The 15,769-nt window shown below is 67.0% G+C and carries 13 protein-coding genes and 1 tRNA gene; 10 read left to right on the forward strand and 4 right to left on the reverse strand.

What is annotated here, in order from left to right; translation table 11 throughout:
- The first annotated feature begins 90 nt into the window (after positions 1 to 90).
- A complete protein-coding gene (locus OHA40_RS10255; RefSeq protein ID WP_330232818.1) occupies positions 91 to 246 on the forward strand; it encodes a hypothetical protein in 156 nt (51 codons plus the stop codon).
- Entirely contained in the window at positions 246 to 590 is a 345-nt protein-coding gene (locus tag OHA40_RS10260) for a hypothetical protein (protein WP_330232819.1), read from the forward strand. The genes OHA40_RS10255 and OHA40_RS10260 overlap by 1 nt, the downstream gene beginning before the upstream one ends.
- Positions 591 to 682: 92 nt before the next feature.
- Here OHA40_RS10260 and OHA40_RS10265 read toward each other — a convergent pair whose 3' ends face one another.
- The 3 genes from OHA40_RS10265 to OHA40_RS10275 all read right to left on the reverse strand — a co-directional run bounded on the left by OHA40_RS10265 (position 683) and on the right by OHA40_RS10275 (position 3,885).
- On the reverse strand, positions 683 to 1,906 hold the full coding sequence (locus OHA40_RS10265; RefSeq protein WP_330232820.1) for a YncE family protein: 1,224 nt from the start codon (positions 1,904 to 1,906) through the stop codon (positions 683 to 685).
- A 127-nt stretch (positions 1,907 to 2,033) separates the two neighbouring features.
- Positions 2,034 to 3,368, reverse strand: coding sequence for an L-lysine 6-transaminase (lat, locus tag OHA40_RS10270; protein ID WP_330232821.1), 1,335 nt, complete (start codon positions 3,366 to 3,368; stop codon positions 2,034 to 2,036).
- A gap of 64 nt (positions 3,369 to 3,432) precedes the next feature.
- Positions 3,433 to 3,885 carry an Lrp/AsnC family transcriptional regulator gene (locus OHA40_RS10275; protein WP_040774829.1) on the reverse strand — a complete coding sequence of 151 codons (453 nt, stop codon included), beginning with the start codon at positions 3,883 to 3,885 and terminating at the stop codon, positions 3,433 to 3,435.
- Positions 3,886 to 4,020: 135 nt separating this feature from the next.
- Here OHA40_RS10275 and amaB point away from each other — a divergent pair, with 135 nt between their 5' ends.
- From amaB to OHA40_RS10305, 6 genes are all read left to right on the forward strand, one after another.
- Positions 4,021 to 5,553 (forward strand): L-piperidine-6-carboxylate dehydrogenase, encoded by a 1,533-nt coding sequence (gene amaB / locus OHA40_RS10280; protein WP_330232822.1) that lies wholly within the window; start codon positions 4,021 to 4,023, stop codon positions 5,551 to 5,553.
- Positions 5,554 to 5,617: 64 nt separating this feature from the next.
- Positions 5,618 to 5,691 (forward strand) — tRNA-Met (locus OHA40_RS10285).
- 437 nt (positions 5,692 to 6,128) lie between these two features.
- The gene (locus tag OHA40_RS10290) at positions 6,129 to 6,758 is read left to right on the forward strand and encodes a hypothetical protein (protein ID WP_330232823.1); all 630 of its coding nucleotides are present in this window, start codon (positions 6,129 to 6,131) and stop codon (positions 6,756 to 6,758) included.
- Positions 6,759 to 6,764: 6 nt separating this feature from the next.
- On the forward strand, positions 6,765 to 6,959 hold the full coding sequence (locus OHA40_RS10295) for a hypothetical protein (RefSeq protein ID WP_330232824.1): 195 nt from the start codon (positions 6,765 to 6,767) through the stop codon (positions 6,957 to 6,959).
- A 531-nt stretch (positions 6,960 to 7,490) separates the two neighbouring features.
- Complete coding sequence (locus OHA40_RS10300) at positions 7,491 to 8,183, forward strand: flavin reductase family protein (protein WP_330232825.1); 693 nt, start codon at positions 7,491 to 7,493, stop codon at positions 8,181 to 8,183.
- Positions 8,184 to 8,420: 237 nt separating this feature from the next.
- Positions 8,421 to 9,887, forward strand: coding sequence for a subtype B tannase (locus tag OHA40_RS10305; RefSeq protein WP_330232826.1), 1,467 nt, complete (start codon positions 8,421 to 8,423; stop codon positions 9,885 to 9,887).
- 70 nt (positions 9,888 to 9,957) lie between these two features.
- Here the strand turns inward: OHA40_RS10305 and OHA40_RS10310 are convergent, their stop codons facing one another.
- On the reverse strand, positions 9,958 to 13,431 hold the full coding sequence (locus tag OHA40_RS10310; protein WP_330232827.1) for an indolepyruvate ferredoxin oxidoreductase family protein: 3,474 nt from the start codon (positions 13,429 to 13,431) through the stop codon (positions 9,958 to 9,960).
- Positions 13,432 to 13,704: 273 nt separating this feature from the next.
- Between OHA40_RS10310 and OHA40_RS10315 the strand changes: the two genes are divergently transcribed.
- Both OHA40_RS10315 and OHA40_RS10320 read left to right on the forward strand, forming a co-directional pair.
- Positions 13,705 to 14,193: a hypothetical protein gene (locus OHA40_RS10315; protein WP_330232828.1), complete on the forward strand. Its 489-nt coding sequence runs from the start codon at positions 13,705 to 13,707 to the stop codon at positions 14,191 to 14,193.
- A gap of 377 nt (positions 14,194 to 14,570) precedes the next feature.
- Entirely contained in the window at positions 14,571 to 15,758 is a 1,188-nt protein-coding gene (locus tag OHA40_RS10320; protein ID WP_442943977.1) for a lipase family protein, read from the forward strand.
- Positions 15,759 to 15,769 lie beyond the last annotated feature (11 nt).

Genomic DNA, 15,769 nt, shown 5'->3' on the forward strand with positions numbered 1-15,769 from the left:
GCACCACGGTTGGCGATGTCGTACGCGAGCCGAACCCCGCCCGTCCCCGCGACACGAACGCCATGACCCGCAACGGCTAGCCTGCTCCACATGAAGCATCTACCCGAAGTCCGCCTCGGCAGCACCGAACGCGCCAGCGCGATGCCGGGGAAGTCCGCGTATGTCGCGGCAGGGCTGTTCGGTGGCGCGGAATGCTACGCAGGTGCGCTGTTCGGCAGCCGGCGCGGCGAGGCGGGCGAGGACTGATGGAACCGATCGAGATCAACGCGGGCGCTTGGTATCTGCGTGCTCTGCGCGCGGACGACCGCATCGATGACCGCCCCGCGCTGACCGAGGGCGGCGTCACCGACCCGGACTACGTGGCCCGGCGCAGCGCGGCCTGGGCCGAGGAGACCCACTTCTCCTGGGCCGTCTGCGAACCGACCACCGCCGAGCTGGTGGCCGAGATCGGGGTGACGCCCGCAGGCGACGGCACCGCGAGCATCACCGGCTGGGCGCGCCCGGGCTACCAGCCGGCCCTGGAGGCCGGGCTGACGTCCGTCCGCCGCTTCATCGAGAGCGGTTTGGGCCTGCGCCCGGTCTCCTCCTGACCAGGCGCGAGCCCAGGAAAAGCATCGCAAGCCCACCCAGCCTGCGCACAGACCGTGTTGGCTGTGCCTTGTCCGATGACGACTGGGCGCGATCAGCGCATGACGCCGGTATGCCCGGTGGAATAGCGTCCGGGTTGGGGCCAGATGGTGAGCCCGTGCGGCCCCTTCCCGACGGGGATGCGCGCCAAGAGATCCCAGTTGACGATGTCGATGGCGTACACCTCATTGTGGTGGCGGCCGGACGCCCAGAAGATGCGCCCGTCGGCGGAGATATTGCCCATGTCGGGGCTGCCGCCTCCGGGCACGAACCACTTGTGCACCAGCCCGTTCGCCGCGAAATCCCACACCGAGATGCTGCCTTCGTGCCGATTGGTGATGAGCATCTGCTGGGAGTCGCGGGTGACGTAGAGCCCGTGCGTGCCCTTGCCGGTCGGCACGAAACCGGTGTTCTCGAAGGTGTGCGCGTCGAAGGTGTAGATGCCGTCGGCGGCCATGTCGGCGACGAAGAAGGTGCGCCCGTCCGGCGACAGCTTCACATCCTGCGGCTTGCCCGAGCGGCCACCGGGCAGGTCGACCACCTTGACGACCTTGCGCTCGGCGACGTCGAAGGCCAGCATCCGGCCGATGAATTCGCAGGACGCGAGGCCGAACCGGCCGTCGGCGGTGAAGTCCATGTGATCGACGCCTGCGCAGTCGGGCACCGGCAGAGCGTGGATCTTCTGCCAGGTATGTGGGTCGTAGAAGTCCAGCGACTTGTCCGCCTCCGCGACTACCAGGGCGTACTGACCGTCCGGCGTGTAGTACATGTTGTACGGATCGCGCACGGGAAAGGGCTCCCCCGGCTTGCCCGTGCGGGGATCGATCGGCAACAGACTGCCCCCGCCCAGCGGCAAGTCGTTGGTGACGTAGAGCGATTGCAGGTCGTAGGACGGCACGACATGCTGCGGCTCCGAGCCGCCCGCGGGGTAGGTGTCGATCACCTGGAAGGTGTCCGGATCGATCACCGAGACCGTATTCGATTGGCTGTTGGGCACGTAGACCAGCGGGCGGTGGTCGGTCACGCTCGGGCTCAACTCGCGGTTGGCCGCGTACACGTCGGTCGGCGAGAGCGGCGGCGGCATCCCGGGGAGCAGATCGGTCATGTGCGGTGGGAGCGCATTGGTGGGCGGTGCGGCCACGGTGGTCGTGGCCGCACCGGCCGCCTCGGCGCCCACCGTGCCCGCGTCGCTGGCGGCGCAGCCTGCCACGGCGGACAGCACAGTGAGCGACACCGCGAGGTGGGGCGCGCAGCATCGGTACATACGCTGTCGGTTCACGCGCTGCACCCGCTCGGAGAGTGGTGAAGACGAGAGGACATGGCTGCGAAGCCTAGAAGGTGAATCCGGGATTCCGGCGCACCCCGCGCCGAGGACACCGGAATGCCCGGATCATCCTGTTCGCGAGCTATTCGAGGCTGGTCAGGACCCGATCCAGGGCCTCAACGGCCGCGTCGAGCTCGGCGATCGTGACCGTCAGCGACGGACGGAAGCGGATGCCACGCTCGCCGGTGCCGAGAATCAGGACGCGCTCCCGTTCGCGCAGCGCGGTGAGCACCTCGTCCCGCAGCCGAGCCGAAGACAGCGTGATCGCGCACATCAGTCCCCGCCCACGCGCTTCGGTGGCGTCGGCGTGCCGCGCGGCTACTCCCGCCAGCCGATCGAGCAGATGCGCACCCAGCGGCCGGGACCGTTCGATGAGTTCGTCGCGCTCGAGCACCTCCAGGATGCGCCGGGTGCGCACCATGTCGGCGAGGTTGCCGCCCCAGGTGGAGTTCAGCCGCGAGCTGACCGCGAACACATTGTCGCGCACCTCGTCCACGCGCCCGCCCGCCATGACGCCGCACACCTGGGTCCGCTTGCCGAAGGCGACGACGTCCGGCGCCAGCCCGAGTTGCTGGTAGGCCCAGGTGGTTCCGGTCATACCGACGCCGGTCTGCACCTCGTCCAGGATGAACAGCGCGTCGTTCTCGTGACACAGCCGCTGCACGGCTTGCAGGAACTGCGGGCGCAGATGCCGGTCGCCGCCTTCGCCCTGGATCGGCTCGGCGATGAAACACGCGATGTCGTCCGGGTTTTCCGCAAATGCCCGGCGCGCCTGGGCCAGCGCGCACGCTTCCGCCTCCTCGACGTCGAAGGCGTCGGTCAGGTAGGGCGCCTTGATGCGGGGCCAGTCGAACGCGGGAAAACGCGCCGTCTTCACCGGATCGGTGTTGGTGAGCGACATGGTGTAGCCGGTGCGGCCGTGGAACGCGCCGGTCAGATGCAGCACCTTGGTGCCGAGTTCCGGTGCGCGACCGTGTGATTCGTTGTGCCTGCTCTTCCAGTCGAACGCGATCTTGAGGGCGTTCTCCACCGCGAGACCGCCGCCGTCGATGAAGAACAGGTGCGGTAGGCGGGGATCGCCGAGCACCCGTACGAACGTCTCGACGAAGCGGGCCATCTCCACGGTGTAGATGTCGGAGTTGCTCGGCTTGTTCAGTGCCGCGGTGAGGAGTTCGGCACGGAACTCCTCGTCGTCGGCGAGGGCTGGATGGTTCATGCCCAGCGCGTTGGAGGCGAAGAAGCCGAACATGTCGAGGTAGGCGGTGCCGTCACGTTCGTCGACGAGACGGCAGCCGCGGGACTGTCGGAGGTCGAGTACGAGGTCGAAGCCGTCGGCGAGGATGCTGGCCGACAAGATCTCATGGACCCGGGCGGCGGGGGTGACCGCCGGGCGGGTGCGTTCCAGTTCGATGGTCACGCCCTGAGGGTACGTAAAATTTTACGCAACCTCTACACCAAATCGGATTAATTCCGAGCAATCCCTACCTGTCATAGAATGTCTGAAGGATGATGGTGCTTCGGGTGCGTACGTTGGCGGTCGCTCTGATCTCTTGGAGCAGCTGTTCGAGGTGCCTCGGAGACGCCACGCGCACCAGCAGGATGTAGCTCTCGTCGCCGGCCACCGAGTGGCAGGCCTCGATGCCGGGGATGTGCTGGAGCACCGCGGGCGCGTCATCGGGTTGCGACGGGTCGAGAGGAGTGATCGCGACGAATGCCGACAGCAGCTGGCCGAGTGCTTCCGGATCGACGTGCGCGGTATACCCGCGGATCACGCCGCGGGCCTCTAATCGGCGGACCCGCGATTGCACGGCGGACACCGACAGACTTGCCTTTTCGGCCAGATTCGACAGGGTGGCCCGTCCATCGGCCATCAGTTCACGAATCAGCAGGCGATCGATGTCATCGAGTACGGGTCTTGCCGGTGTATCCGCCATCAGCGAAGGCTAACCCAGGCAGCCCGCCTCGTGTCCGGAACCTGACCTCCCTCCTCCCGCTATGTGGGACGCACACGCCCCGCTCAGCGGGACAAAAATGCCGCGATGCGGCCGAAAGGTACGGCGGAACAACAGATGACTGAAGTACTCGGCGCCAAGACCACTACCCAGGAACTCGCCGCCCGCGCGACCGCGGTGCTGCACGAACTCGGCGTGCAACCGCCGGAACCCGGCGAGCTGCCTGCACGCACTCCGATCACCGGAGGGCAGCTGCTGACCCTCCGGTCCAGCTCGCTCGACGACGTCGACGCCGCGATCGGCCGGGCCGCCACCGCCTTCCAGGCGTGGCGGAGCGTTCCGGCGCCGGTCCGGGCCGCGGTCGTACGCCGACTGGCGCAGCTGCTCACCACGCACAAGAACGACCTGGCCGAGCTCGTGACGCTGGAGGCGGGCAAGATCCCCGCCGAGGCCGCGGGCGAAGTGCAGGAGATGATCGACATCTGCGAGTTCGCCATCGGCCTGTCCCGGCAGCTGTACGGGCACACCATGCCCTCCGAACGACCGGGGCACCGGTTGATGGAGACCTGGCATCCGCTCGGCGTGGTCGGGGTGATCTCGGCGTTCAACTTCCCGGTCGCGGTGTGGGCGTGGAATACGGCGATCGCACTGATCTGCGGTGACACCGTGGTGTGGAAGCCCTCGGAGACGACGCCGCTGACCGCGGTGGCCTGCCACGCGTTGCTACGGCGTGCGGCGAGCGAGGTCGGCGCGGATCCCGATGTGCATCAATTGATCCAGGGCGCGCGCGACGTCGGGTCCCGCCTGGTCGAGGACGAACGAGTGGCGCTGGTGAGCGCGACCGGCTCGGTGCGGATGGGGCGGCTCGTCGCGCCGCGGGTTGCCGAGCGGCTCGGACGCAGTCTGCTGGAGTTGGGCGGCAACAACGGCGCGATCGTCACCGCCTCCGCTGATCTCGAGCTCGCGGTGCGGGCGATCGTGTTCGCGGCGGCGGGCACGGCCGGGCAGCGCTGCACCACGCTGCGGCGGCTGATCGTGCACCGCGACGTGGTCGACCCGCTGATCGACCGGCTCGAGCGGGCATATCGGCAGCTGCCCGTCGGCAATCCGCTCGACGACGGGGCGCTGGTCGGTCCACTGATCGACGGGAAGGCCTATACCGGAATGCGCGCCGCGCTGGACAAGGCGGTGACCGACGGCGGTGAATTGGTCTGCGGCGGTGAGCGAGTCGAGGGGTACGGCGACGAGGCCTACTATGTGCGTCCCGCTATCGTGCGCATGCCCGCCCAGACCGCGGTGGTGCGCGAGGAGACCTTCGCGCCGATCCTGTACGTGCTCGCCTACGACGATTTCAACCACGCGATCACTTTGCACAACGAAGTGCCGCAGGGCCTTTCGTCTTCCATCTTCACCACGGACCAGCGCGAGGCCGAACGCTTCCTGGCCGCCGACGGGTCCGACTGCGGGATCGCCAACGTCAACATCGGCACCTCCGGCGCCGAGATCGGCGGCGCCTTCGGCGGCGAGAAGCAGACCGGCGGCGGGCGCGAATCCGGCTCGGACTCCTGGAAGGCCTATATGCGCCGGGCCACCAACACGATCAACTACTCCACTGAACTCCCCCTCGCCCAGGGCATCGAGTTCGGCTGAACACCCCCGCCCACCAGCGGATTCGGTGTTACACACATTCCTGTGTAGTGTTGTGTGTACCCGACGCGGGGTGGAGCAGCTCGGTAGCTCGCTGGGCTCATAACCCAGAGGCCGCAGGTTCAAATCCTGTCCCCGCTACTAGAATGCGGCCCGGAACACACAGTTCCGGGCCGTTTTTCTTTGCCGGAGGGGCGTCACGGACGGCGCACGTCGTCGCCCCCCGCCGGCGACGTGGAACACTTCTGCGACGAGGATCGCATATCTGTTACCACGCTCACATCCCCAAGCGGTGGATCCGCGTCAGAATTGCCGTTGCGGACTCATAGCCGGCGCTGCGGCAAAGCACGCGTTAACAGACGATTACGAGGCAGTCCTTGGATTGCGGTACCGATGTCGCCGTGTCACGATATTTTCGAGTCGCACCCGGACAATTCATCCCGAAGCGTTTACCCACAGGCAATGCCCGGTTCCCATCGCCGCGCCGGCTTGTCTCCTTCGGCGTGTTCGTATGGATTCAATCGCCAATGTCGGCCATCCCTGCGTGCAACAGCAAGAATCTGTGAGGAATGTTTCGCGTGAGTGATTTCTGGAATGTCAGCTCGTCTCTGGCGTGCCTCAGCGTCGGCATTTCATTGTATGGTGCCATCGCATATCTGGCGGGGATACTGGAAGGTGACACACGGCCGCGTATCGCATCGTGGGCGGCGTGGTGCACCGCGAATACCGTATTCGCGGTCGTGGCGTATCTCGAGGGAGCGCATCTTGCGGCGAGCATAAACGCCGCTGCGGCAGCTATGAATGCCGCGGTCATCGCCGTCGGTATAACGCGTGGGTCCGGTCTGCGACCGGGAGACAATATCGATTGGGCTTGTCTGATTTCTTCGATCGCCTGTGTAATGGTCACGGTCGAAGTACCGGAGAAGGCGTTCGGCGCACTCTTTGCCGTGTGCGCGAATCTCATTGCCACCGTGCCGACGCTCCGGCACGCATGGTTCAAACCCCATGAAGAAACCTGGCAAATGTTCGCCGCGAATGCCTTTGCCGGCGGTCTCGGCTTGCTCGGAGTGCTCATGGTGAGCGGATTCGAATTCGCTTCGATTGCCGGTCCACTGATTTCTGCGGCAGGCAATGTCGGCTTGGTTGCCCTTACGGTTGGCCGGGGTCGATTCACCGATGACGCTGTCGTCCCGGTGAGAGTTGGTTGACCACACATGCGATCACTCATCTCCAATATCGGCGACTGCTTCGCCGATCCCGGTGAACTCCCCCAGGGGCAGGCCCAACGCGCCCTCGATATCCACACCCTGTGTTCCCCGCGCTGCCTCGTCTTGCAGCGAGCGAAGCGTGCGCTCGGTGTAGACGACCGAGACGGACCACTGACCGGTGCGCCACAGGGCGGTCGGTGACCCCCGGCCGGGCAGGTTGCTCGCACTGACAACGCCCTGGGCCCGAGGGCCGATGGCACTCTGGCCCAGGGCTTCCCGCCGAAGCCCGGCCCACTCCATCGACAGTGTCGAGCACGGTCACTACCGCGTCTCCTTCGGTCTGTAGCTGGTCGGGCGTAGCCGTGCCTGGGCTCCCTGTGCCTCCCCAGTTCGCCACGGTGCGTGCGGTGATGCTCAGCGTGGCGGCGAACTTGTCGACGCCGAGCAGCATGGCTTCCCGCAGTGCCTTCGATTCGATTCCCGTCCAGCGATAGATGATCATCGGTCCAGCTCCAGCTCCAGCCCCTGCTCGCGCTGCCGTTGTGCAGCGAAACGACACCGCACTATGAACGCGGCCGAGCCTCTCGACGAGGCGCTCTGTTCGTCGTTGCCGATGCTGCTCACTGCGGGCGCGAGCGTTTCGGAGCACCGGCGGGCCAATGCTCGGTCCAGATTCCGCCAGCCGGGAATGATCTTGCGGGGCAGTCTCGAGGTGTGGATACGACAACGACGATGACTACGCACATCGGAATCGAGCCGGGCATCCTGTATTTCGGAACGCCAGTCGTGCTGATCTCCACGGTGAACGAAGACGGAACGCCGAACCTCGCGCCGATGTCGTCGGCGTTCTGGCTCGGTTGGCGCTGCATCTTGGGGCTGGGTGCCGGATCGAAGACGCCGCAGAACATGCTCCGCACCGGAGAATGCGTGTTGAATCTGCCCTCCGACGCGCTTGCCCCTGCTGTCGACCGGCTGGCGCTCACGACGGGAACCGATCCGGTACCGCCGCTCAAGCTGGAGCGTGGCTACCGGTACGAGCCGGACAAATTCGGCACGGCGGGACTGACTCCGGTCGCATCGGAAACCGTTGCGCCACCGCGGGTCGCCGAATGCCCGGTCGCCCTTGAGGCCGTGGTCGAGGCCGAGCATCCGCTCGCGGCCGATGACCCGAAGCAGACCGGGTACGTGGTCGTCATCGAGGTACGCATCACGCGCGTCCTGGTGCACGAGAACATCCGGATGGCGGGAACGACGGACCGTATCGACCCGGACGCCTGGCGCCCGCTCATCATGAGCTTCCAACAGCTCTACGGCCTCGGCGAGCGAGCACACCCGTCGACACTCGCCCAGGTCCCGGAACGCCTCTACCGGACGCCCGACTTCGATCGGGCGCGCACAGCGCGGAGCCAAGCACATGGTCAGTGACGAGGACACGGTGACTTGCCGTGACCAGACAGACACCCCCCGCTCTTGCGAGCAAGCGATCTGGTAGCCAATGGATCGCCGAACTTGGTGACGCAGCGCAACACATTCGCGGGCGATAGGTCTGACACCGATATCCTTTCCTCTCAGCTCTACCCGAATACCAGCTGATTCGTTCCAGCGACAGTTCCACCGACGCCCGTCGCGCCATGACTTGTCACGTACGCGAAGGAGATAGCTGTGCAGCGCAGAGCGATGCTCAAGGGATGTGCCGCGGCGGTGGCCGTGCCGATCTTCGGTACCGCTTGCTCGCGAAAGGCCGAGGGGAACCCGATGGACGCCTTGGTCTTCGACCCGGACAGGTTCACGGTGGAGACGAAGACCGTGGCCACCGTCGAGTGCGACAAGAAGGTGACCTATCGCCTCTATCGGGGGATCGTCTACGTCGCGGAACCGGTGGACGAGGCCTATCAGAGTTTGAATATCAGTGTTCCCGTCGAAGTCGACGGAAAGCCGGTCGACACGAGCAAGGCGCCCATTCTCTTCAGCAACTCGGTCGGGGGATACCTCTCGTCGTCGGCGACGAGCAGCAAGCCGAATGGCTTCGACGGCGGCGATCGGACCAGGAACCCGGACCTCGCCTTGGTCGCGGGGTACGTCGTCGTGGAGTCCGGCGCACGCGGGCGTGACCTGGTCGCCGACGACGGCGTGCACTACGGCGTGGCCCCGGCCGCCATCGTCGACCTGAAGGCCGCCGTCCGGTACCTGCGGCACAATTCCGGTCGCGTGCCGGGAAACACCGACCGGATCGTCACGACCGGGGTCAGCGCGGGCGGCGCGCTCTCTGCCCTGCTGGGCGCGTCCGGCGACAGCCGGATATACGACCGGTACCTCGATGAACTGGGCGCGGCGGACGCCAGTGATGCCGTCTTCGCCAGCGCCTGCTACTGCCCCATCGCCGATCTCGAGCACGCGGATATGGCGTACGAATGGAATTGGGGCGCCAACCCGCTGGCCTCCGGCGAACTCGACCCGACCGTCTCACGGGAATTGAGCAGGGCGTTCGTCGACTACCAGGCGTCACTCGGCCTGCAAGGGAAGAACGGGTTCGGACCGATCACGGCCGACAACTACGGCCGATATCTCGTGCGGACCTACCTCGAACCGGCCGCCACCGAGTACCTCACGGATCTGACCGCCCCCGAACGATCCAGCTACCTGGCCGACAACACCTGGATCACCTGGGCAGGCGATCGAGCGGAGTTCCCGTGGCAGGACTTTCTCGTTCACGTCGGGCAGCGCACGAAGAACGCGCCCGCGTTCGACGCGTTCGATCTGTCGTCCGGCGAGAACAACTTGTTCGGTGTGGGAACGACCAAGGCCAGGCACTTCACCCACTACAGCCTGCGGACCGCGACCGGCGACGCAGGCGCACAACTCGACCGTGACCTGCCCGAGAAGATCACCATGATGAACCCGACGCACTTCATCGGGCAGAGGAATCCCGCGCGGGCCAAGCACTGGTGGATTCGCGTCGGCACCAAGGACACCGACACCTCGTTGACGGTCGTGGGCAATCTCGCCGCCGGACTCGAGAACCTGGGCGACGCCGTCGACGCCGCGATGTACTGGGACGCAGGGCACGGCAGCAATGAAGACCCGGAGGACTTCATCGAGTGGATCGGCAAGGTGACCGGCTACAGGTAGAACGAGAACCGCGGTTGCCCCCAATTTCCCGGGACCTTGTGGACAACCGCGCCGCAAAGCGAGATCGCCGCTAGCAACGCGGCGGCTCGATACCGAGTTCGCGCAAACGCTCGGCGTAGACCGCCACGTTGCCGAGCTTGATGTCCTCGTAGCCGCGCACGACATCGGCGAGGCCGGCGGCCTCCACGGCACGGTCGTAGTTCTCCGCGTCGAGGGTGTCGGCGAGGGTGGTCACCATCTCGAGGTAGTGGTCGCGCAGGGCACGCTCTACCCGGCGCACGTGGGCGTAGCCGAACGGATCGAACTTGGTGCCGCGCAGTCTCTTTCCCCTGGCCAGCAAACGCAGTGCGAAGTGGCCGCGCGGGCCGATGCCGATCTTCTTCTCGCGGCCCATGGCCCGCAGGATCGGCGGGTGCAGCCGGTAGGTCAGGTTCGCGCCATCGGGCAGCTGCGCCGCGACGTCGTCCAGGAAAGCCGGATCGGTGAGCCTGCGCGCCACCTCGTACTCGTCCTTGTACGCGGTGAACTTGTACAAGCCGCGCGCCACTTGCTCACTGAATTCGGTGCGGTCGCCGACTCGGCTCTGCGCCTCCCAAACCCGTTGCACGGCGCCTACGTACGCGCGGGCGATTCCGGCGCTCTGGAATCCGATCAACTCTTCGGCCCGCAACTCCACCAGCCGCCGGGTCTCCCCTACCGCAGTCAGTCCATCGAAAAGGCTTGTGGGCACTGGTCTTTCAGCCTTGGGTCGACGCTGCCGCGTGGTAGCCGCGGCGAACTCGTCCGGCCGCGCCACCGCGACCCGGCCCCAGCGGAACGCGGCGATGTTCGCGCCGACCGCGACGCCGTTGATCTCGATCGCCTCCTCGATCGCCGCTGCGGGCAACCGCAGGCCGCCGACCTGGTAGGCGGCGCCGACCAACAGGAAGTTCGCCGCGGCGGTGGTGCCGAACAGCGCTTCCGCCGCGGCCAGCGCGTCGAACGAGTGCACCGAGCGCGACGCCTGCGCCAGACGGCTCAGTAGCTGCCGCTCCTCCGGGTAGGACACCGACTTGTCGTAGACCATGTCGCCGGTCGGCGTCCTGCTGGTCGACGCCACGGCCACGGTGGCCGTCCGCGAGCCGTAGGCGAGATTCTTGTCATCGGTGGCGGCGAGCAGGTCGAACGCGACGATGCAGTCGGCGGAGGCGGGCGCCAGCCGGTTCGCCGGTTCCAGATCGCCGAGCACGAACCGCAGGTGGGAGACCACGGGCCCGGCCTTCTGGCTCAAGCCGATCTGATCCAGGCTCGCGACCTCGTATCCGGCCCGCATCGCCGCGGTGGCCAGCACCTGGTTGACGGTCACGATGCCGGTTCCGCCGATACCCGCGAGGAAGACGTTCTGTGTCGATGTCGGCGCCGGGTAGGGAAGGTCGGGCACTCGCGGCGGCTCGGGGCGCCGAATGCCAGTGCGCTTCTTCGCCTTCGCCGGGTCGGGCAGCTCGACCGTGACGAATGAGGGGCAGTCGCCGTTCAGGCAGCTGTAGTCGGTGTTGCAGGAGGTCTGGTCGATTCTGGTCTTCCTGCCGAACTCGGTGTCCACCGGCTGGACCGAGAGGCAGTTGCTCTGCACGCCGCAGTCGCCACAGCCCTCACACACCGCCTCGTTGATGACCACCCTGGTGCGGCGCACCGGCAACGTGCCGCGCTTGCGCTGCCGCCGGGCGTCGGCGGCGCAGTGCTGGTCGTAGATGAGCACCGTGACGCCGGGCACCTCGCGCAGGATGCGCTGCGCTTCGTCGAGCCGATCCCGGTGCCAGAGCAGCGTGCCGGGGGCCAGATCACGCTTGCGGTAACGCTCGGGCTCGTCGGCGCAGACGATGATCCGCCGCACGCCTTCGGTAGTGAGCTTGTGGGTGAGCATCGGCACGGTGAGCGCGCCCTCCGCATGCTGCGCGCCGGTCATCGCGACGACGTCGTTGTGCAGCAATTTGAAGGTGATGTTCACCCCCGCCGCGACACACGCCTGGACAGCGAGCTGACCGGAGTGGAAGTACGTGCCATCGCCGATGTTCTGGAACAGATGCGGTACGTCGGTGAACGGGGCCTGGCCGATCCATTGCGCGCCTTCACCGCCCATCTGGGTCAGCCCGGTGACCTTGCTGTCGGCGCGACCCGACATGGTCACCATGGTGTGACAGCCGATGCCGCCGCCGGCCAGCGAGCCTTCGGGTATGGCGGTAGAGCGGTTGTGCGGGCAGCCGCTACAGAAGTAGGCCGCACGTTTGGCAGGCAGGACGGCCAGCGACAGTGGTTGCGGCAGTGGACGTTTCAATTCGAGATAGTCGTCGAGCACGCGGCGCAGCGGCGCGGCGATGCGCCCGGAGGTGAGTTCGCCGTCCTGCCCGAACAGGGGACGGCCCGAAGCGTCCCGCTTACCGACGATTTCGGGAGCGCCGAGAGTGCCGTACAGGATGTCCCGGATCTGGGTTTCGACGAAGGCGGTCTTGTCCTCGACGACGATCAGCCGAGCGAGCCCGTCGGCGAATTCGCGAACCCGTTCGGGCGCGATGGGGTACGGCATGCCGATGCGCAGCAGTCGGATGCCCGCGCGGCGCAGCGTGTCGTCGTCCGCGCCGAGGTCGATCAGGGCTTGCCGGACCGCATCGAAAGCCGGTCCGGTGGCGGCGATTCCAACAGTGGCGTGAGCGGGGTTCACCTCGATCACGTCCAACCCGTTGCGTGTGCTGTAGGCCTGCACCAGTTCCCAGCGCGGACCGTAGAGATCCGCCTCCGCGAGCAGGCTGTCCGCGGGCGCGGCCATCGGACGCTGCCGGTAGCGGAACGGCCGTCCCTCCCAGTCGATCTCGGGCACGACGATGTCGATGTCGCCGATCGAACCGTCGACCGTCCAGGCGCCGTCGGCGACGTCGGCGACGATCTTGAGCGCCACGAGGCACCCCGAGGCGCGCGACAGGGCGACGCCGTGCAAGCCCATGGTGATGATCTCGCGGGCGTTGCGGGGGAACAGCACCGGGATGTTCATCGCCGCCAGCGAGCGCTCGCTCACCGCGGGCACGGTGGAGGACTTCGACGCCGGATCGTCGCCGACCAGCAGCAGCACGCCGCCGCGCGCGTTCACGCCGTACATGTTGGCGTGCCGCAGCGCATCGGTAGCCCGGTCCAGCCCCGGCCCCTTGCCGTACCAGACACCGACGACGCCGTCGTGCGTCGCGGTGCCGGCGGGCAAGTCGGCCTGGCTGCCCCACACCGAAGTCGCGGCCAATTCCTCGTTCAATCCGGGGACGAACGTGATGTCGTGATCGGCGAGCACATCCGGCATCCCGGCCAGCATCTTGTCGACGCCGCCGAGCGGACTGCCCTGATAGCCCGAGACGAACGTGCCGACCCGCCGGCCGGCGCGCAGATCGCGCACGTGCTGCTCGACCAGCTGTCGAGCGATGGCCTGGACGCCGGTGAGGACAACCGTCCCCGCGCCCACGCGGTAACGGTCGGCAAGGTCATAGGGAGCTGCGATCAGATCGCGGTCAGCGAGCTCGGTCATACAGATCCACCCGTCCGCTCGGCACCGATCCGGCACCTCGCATCGTTGAGCACTTGGTGCCGACATCCTGTATCCGAAGATCTGAACGCACAACCTATAGAAAACTGACTGAGCATTCTGCACAATCAGATAAGCCCACGATGGGCACGGACTTTGCACAGTGCGAGGTAAATGTGATGACGCACACAACGACCTCCCGGCAGGACGGAGCTGTGGGCACGCCACACCGCGTTGCTCCCCCACACCGGTCCGCACCTGTGTGAAGGTTGAGAGATGGGTATGCGCAGGAGGGGCACGGCGGTCGTCGCAGCCGCCGCGCTGTGGGCGTTGACCGCGTGCGGGCAGCAGGCGCCGGACGCGGATTCGGACGCCACCTCCGCACGGGATCCGACCGCCGCGGCGGCGCCGGGCGCGCGCGCCGATCCGGGTTCCCGCCGCTACGCGGGCGGAACAATGGTCGTCATCCCGCACGCGGCCGATCTGGAACCGAGTACGGCGATGGCCTTCTCGGAGTACGACATCGATGACGGCACGGACAAGCTCGCGATCCACATCCCCGGGCCGGTCGGCTGCCCGAGCATCGGGTTCACCGCGCGGGTCGAGGAATCGGCTGAGCGGGTGAGCGTGCGGCTGATCCGGGGCCTGCATCGCGGCATGCCGCCGTGCCAGGGCGCAAGCCCGGAGCAGAAGCGCGAGTACGGCGTGGTCGTCGTCGACCTGGAACACCCGCTGGGCAATCGGACGGTGCTCAGTCTCGGGTGAGCCCCCGGGCGCGTGCGGTTCCGCTTACCGGTCCATGGGCAGCCACTCAATAGTGATCTTGTCGAACACCGAGCCGCACGTGTTGTGATTTGTACTGTTCGTCGTTTCTCTTTCGGCATTCCGCTCGGTTCGACGCTATTTTCGCAGCGGATGGTGCCGCCTCCGAGGCCACCGGCGGTCCCGGAGCAGAAGGAGGGTGCACCAGTTCGCCGCGATCGGCCCCGGCCGTTCCGGTGATTCCTTCTGTTCCTTCCTGCGGCGAACGAGGTGGTTCGCCGCGGGTTTCCGTGCAGTGCCGGTCCGTCCGAAGCACCGACGCCGCGGCACGACCGTCGCGCGCCGGTGGGTCGGTGGCGGCTGACTTTCGAAGGAAAACCGTGTCCAGAATTCCGTTCCGGATCGCGATCTTGCTGTTGAGCGTCGTCTCGGTCGGCCTGCTCGGCCTCCCCGCGACGGCTCAGCCGCTCTACCCCACGCCCGACCCTGATTTGTTCTACAGCGCGCCGCCTGAGCTGGCGGCGCTGGCGCCCGGCGACGTAGTGCGGGCCCGCAGGATCGACACCGGTCTCTACGTGGGGACCGAGGGCTGGCAGGTGGCGTTCCGGTCCACCAACTCACAGGGCGAGCCGGTCATGGGCGTCACGACCGTCCTGCTGCCGGTCGGCGTCGAGAACCCGCCGCTGGTCTCCTATCAAGCGTTGATCAACTCCCTCGGTACCCAGTGCAACCCGTCGCGCTCGCTGTTCAACGGCGAATTGCAGGACGCCGTCGGCGCGATGCTGCCGATCGGACGCGGCTGGGCGATCTCGCTGCCGGACTACCTCGGCCCCACCTCCGCCTACGGCGCGGCGAAGCTGGGCGGCATGATGACCCTCGACAGCGTCAAGGCCGTGCGCAAGGTCGCCGATCTCGGTCTGTCCAACTCCCCGGTCGCCATCGCGGGCTATTCCGGCGGCGGCATGGCCACCGCCTGGGCGGCCGCGTTGCAACCCAGTTACGCGCCGGATCTGCGCCTCACCGCGGCCGTGGCCGGCGGCATCCCGGCGGACCTGGAGGCGATGGCGATGTCGCTCGGCTTCGAGCCGCACCCGGGATTCGGGCTTGCCTTCGCCGCGGCCATGGGACTGGAACGCGAGTACCCGGACCAGCTGCCGGTCTCCGATCAGCTCAACGCAAACGGCTTGTGGTTCCGGGAATTCACGCACGACGCCTGCCGCCGGTTCCTGCTCTTCCACGGCGCCTTCCGCAGTGCGGAGCAGATGGCGGCGACCAAGAGCCTGATGGACAGCCAGGAGGCGCGCGCGGTACTGCGGGAGAACAGCCTTCGCCACTTCCAGGGCGTTCCGACCGTTCCCACCTATCTCTGGCAGGGCCGATTCGACACGCTGACCTTCTACGGGCCCGTCGCCGAGGTCGCAGACCGGTACTGCAAGGCAGGGGCGCCGGTGGAGTTCCACACCTATGACATCTCCGAGCACATGACCGCGGCCGTCGCCGGATTCGCGGACGCGTGGAACTACGTGGAAGCCAGGTTCCGCGGCGAGCCCGCAACGACGAACTGCTGAGCACGCGCGAG

Origin of the sequence: Nocardia sp. NBC_00508, assembly GCF_036346875.1 — a bacterium.
GTDB lineage: Bacteria > Actinomycetota > Actinomycetes > Mycobacteriales > Mycobacteriaceae > Nocardia.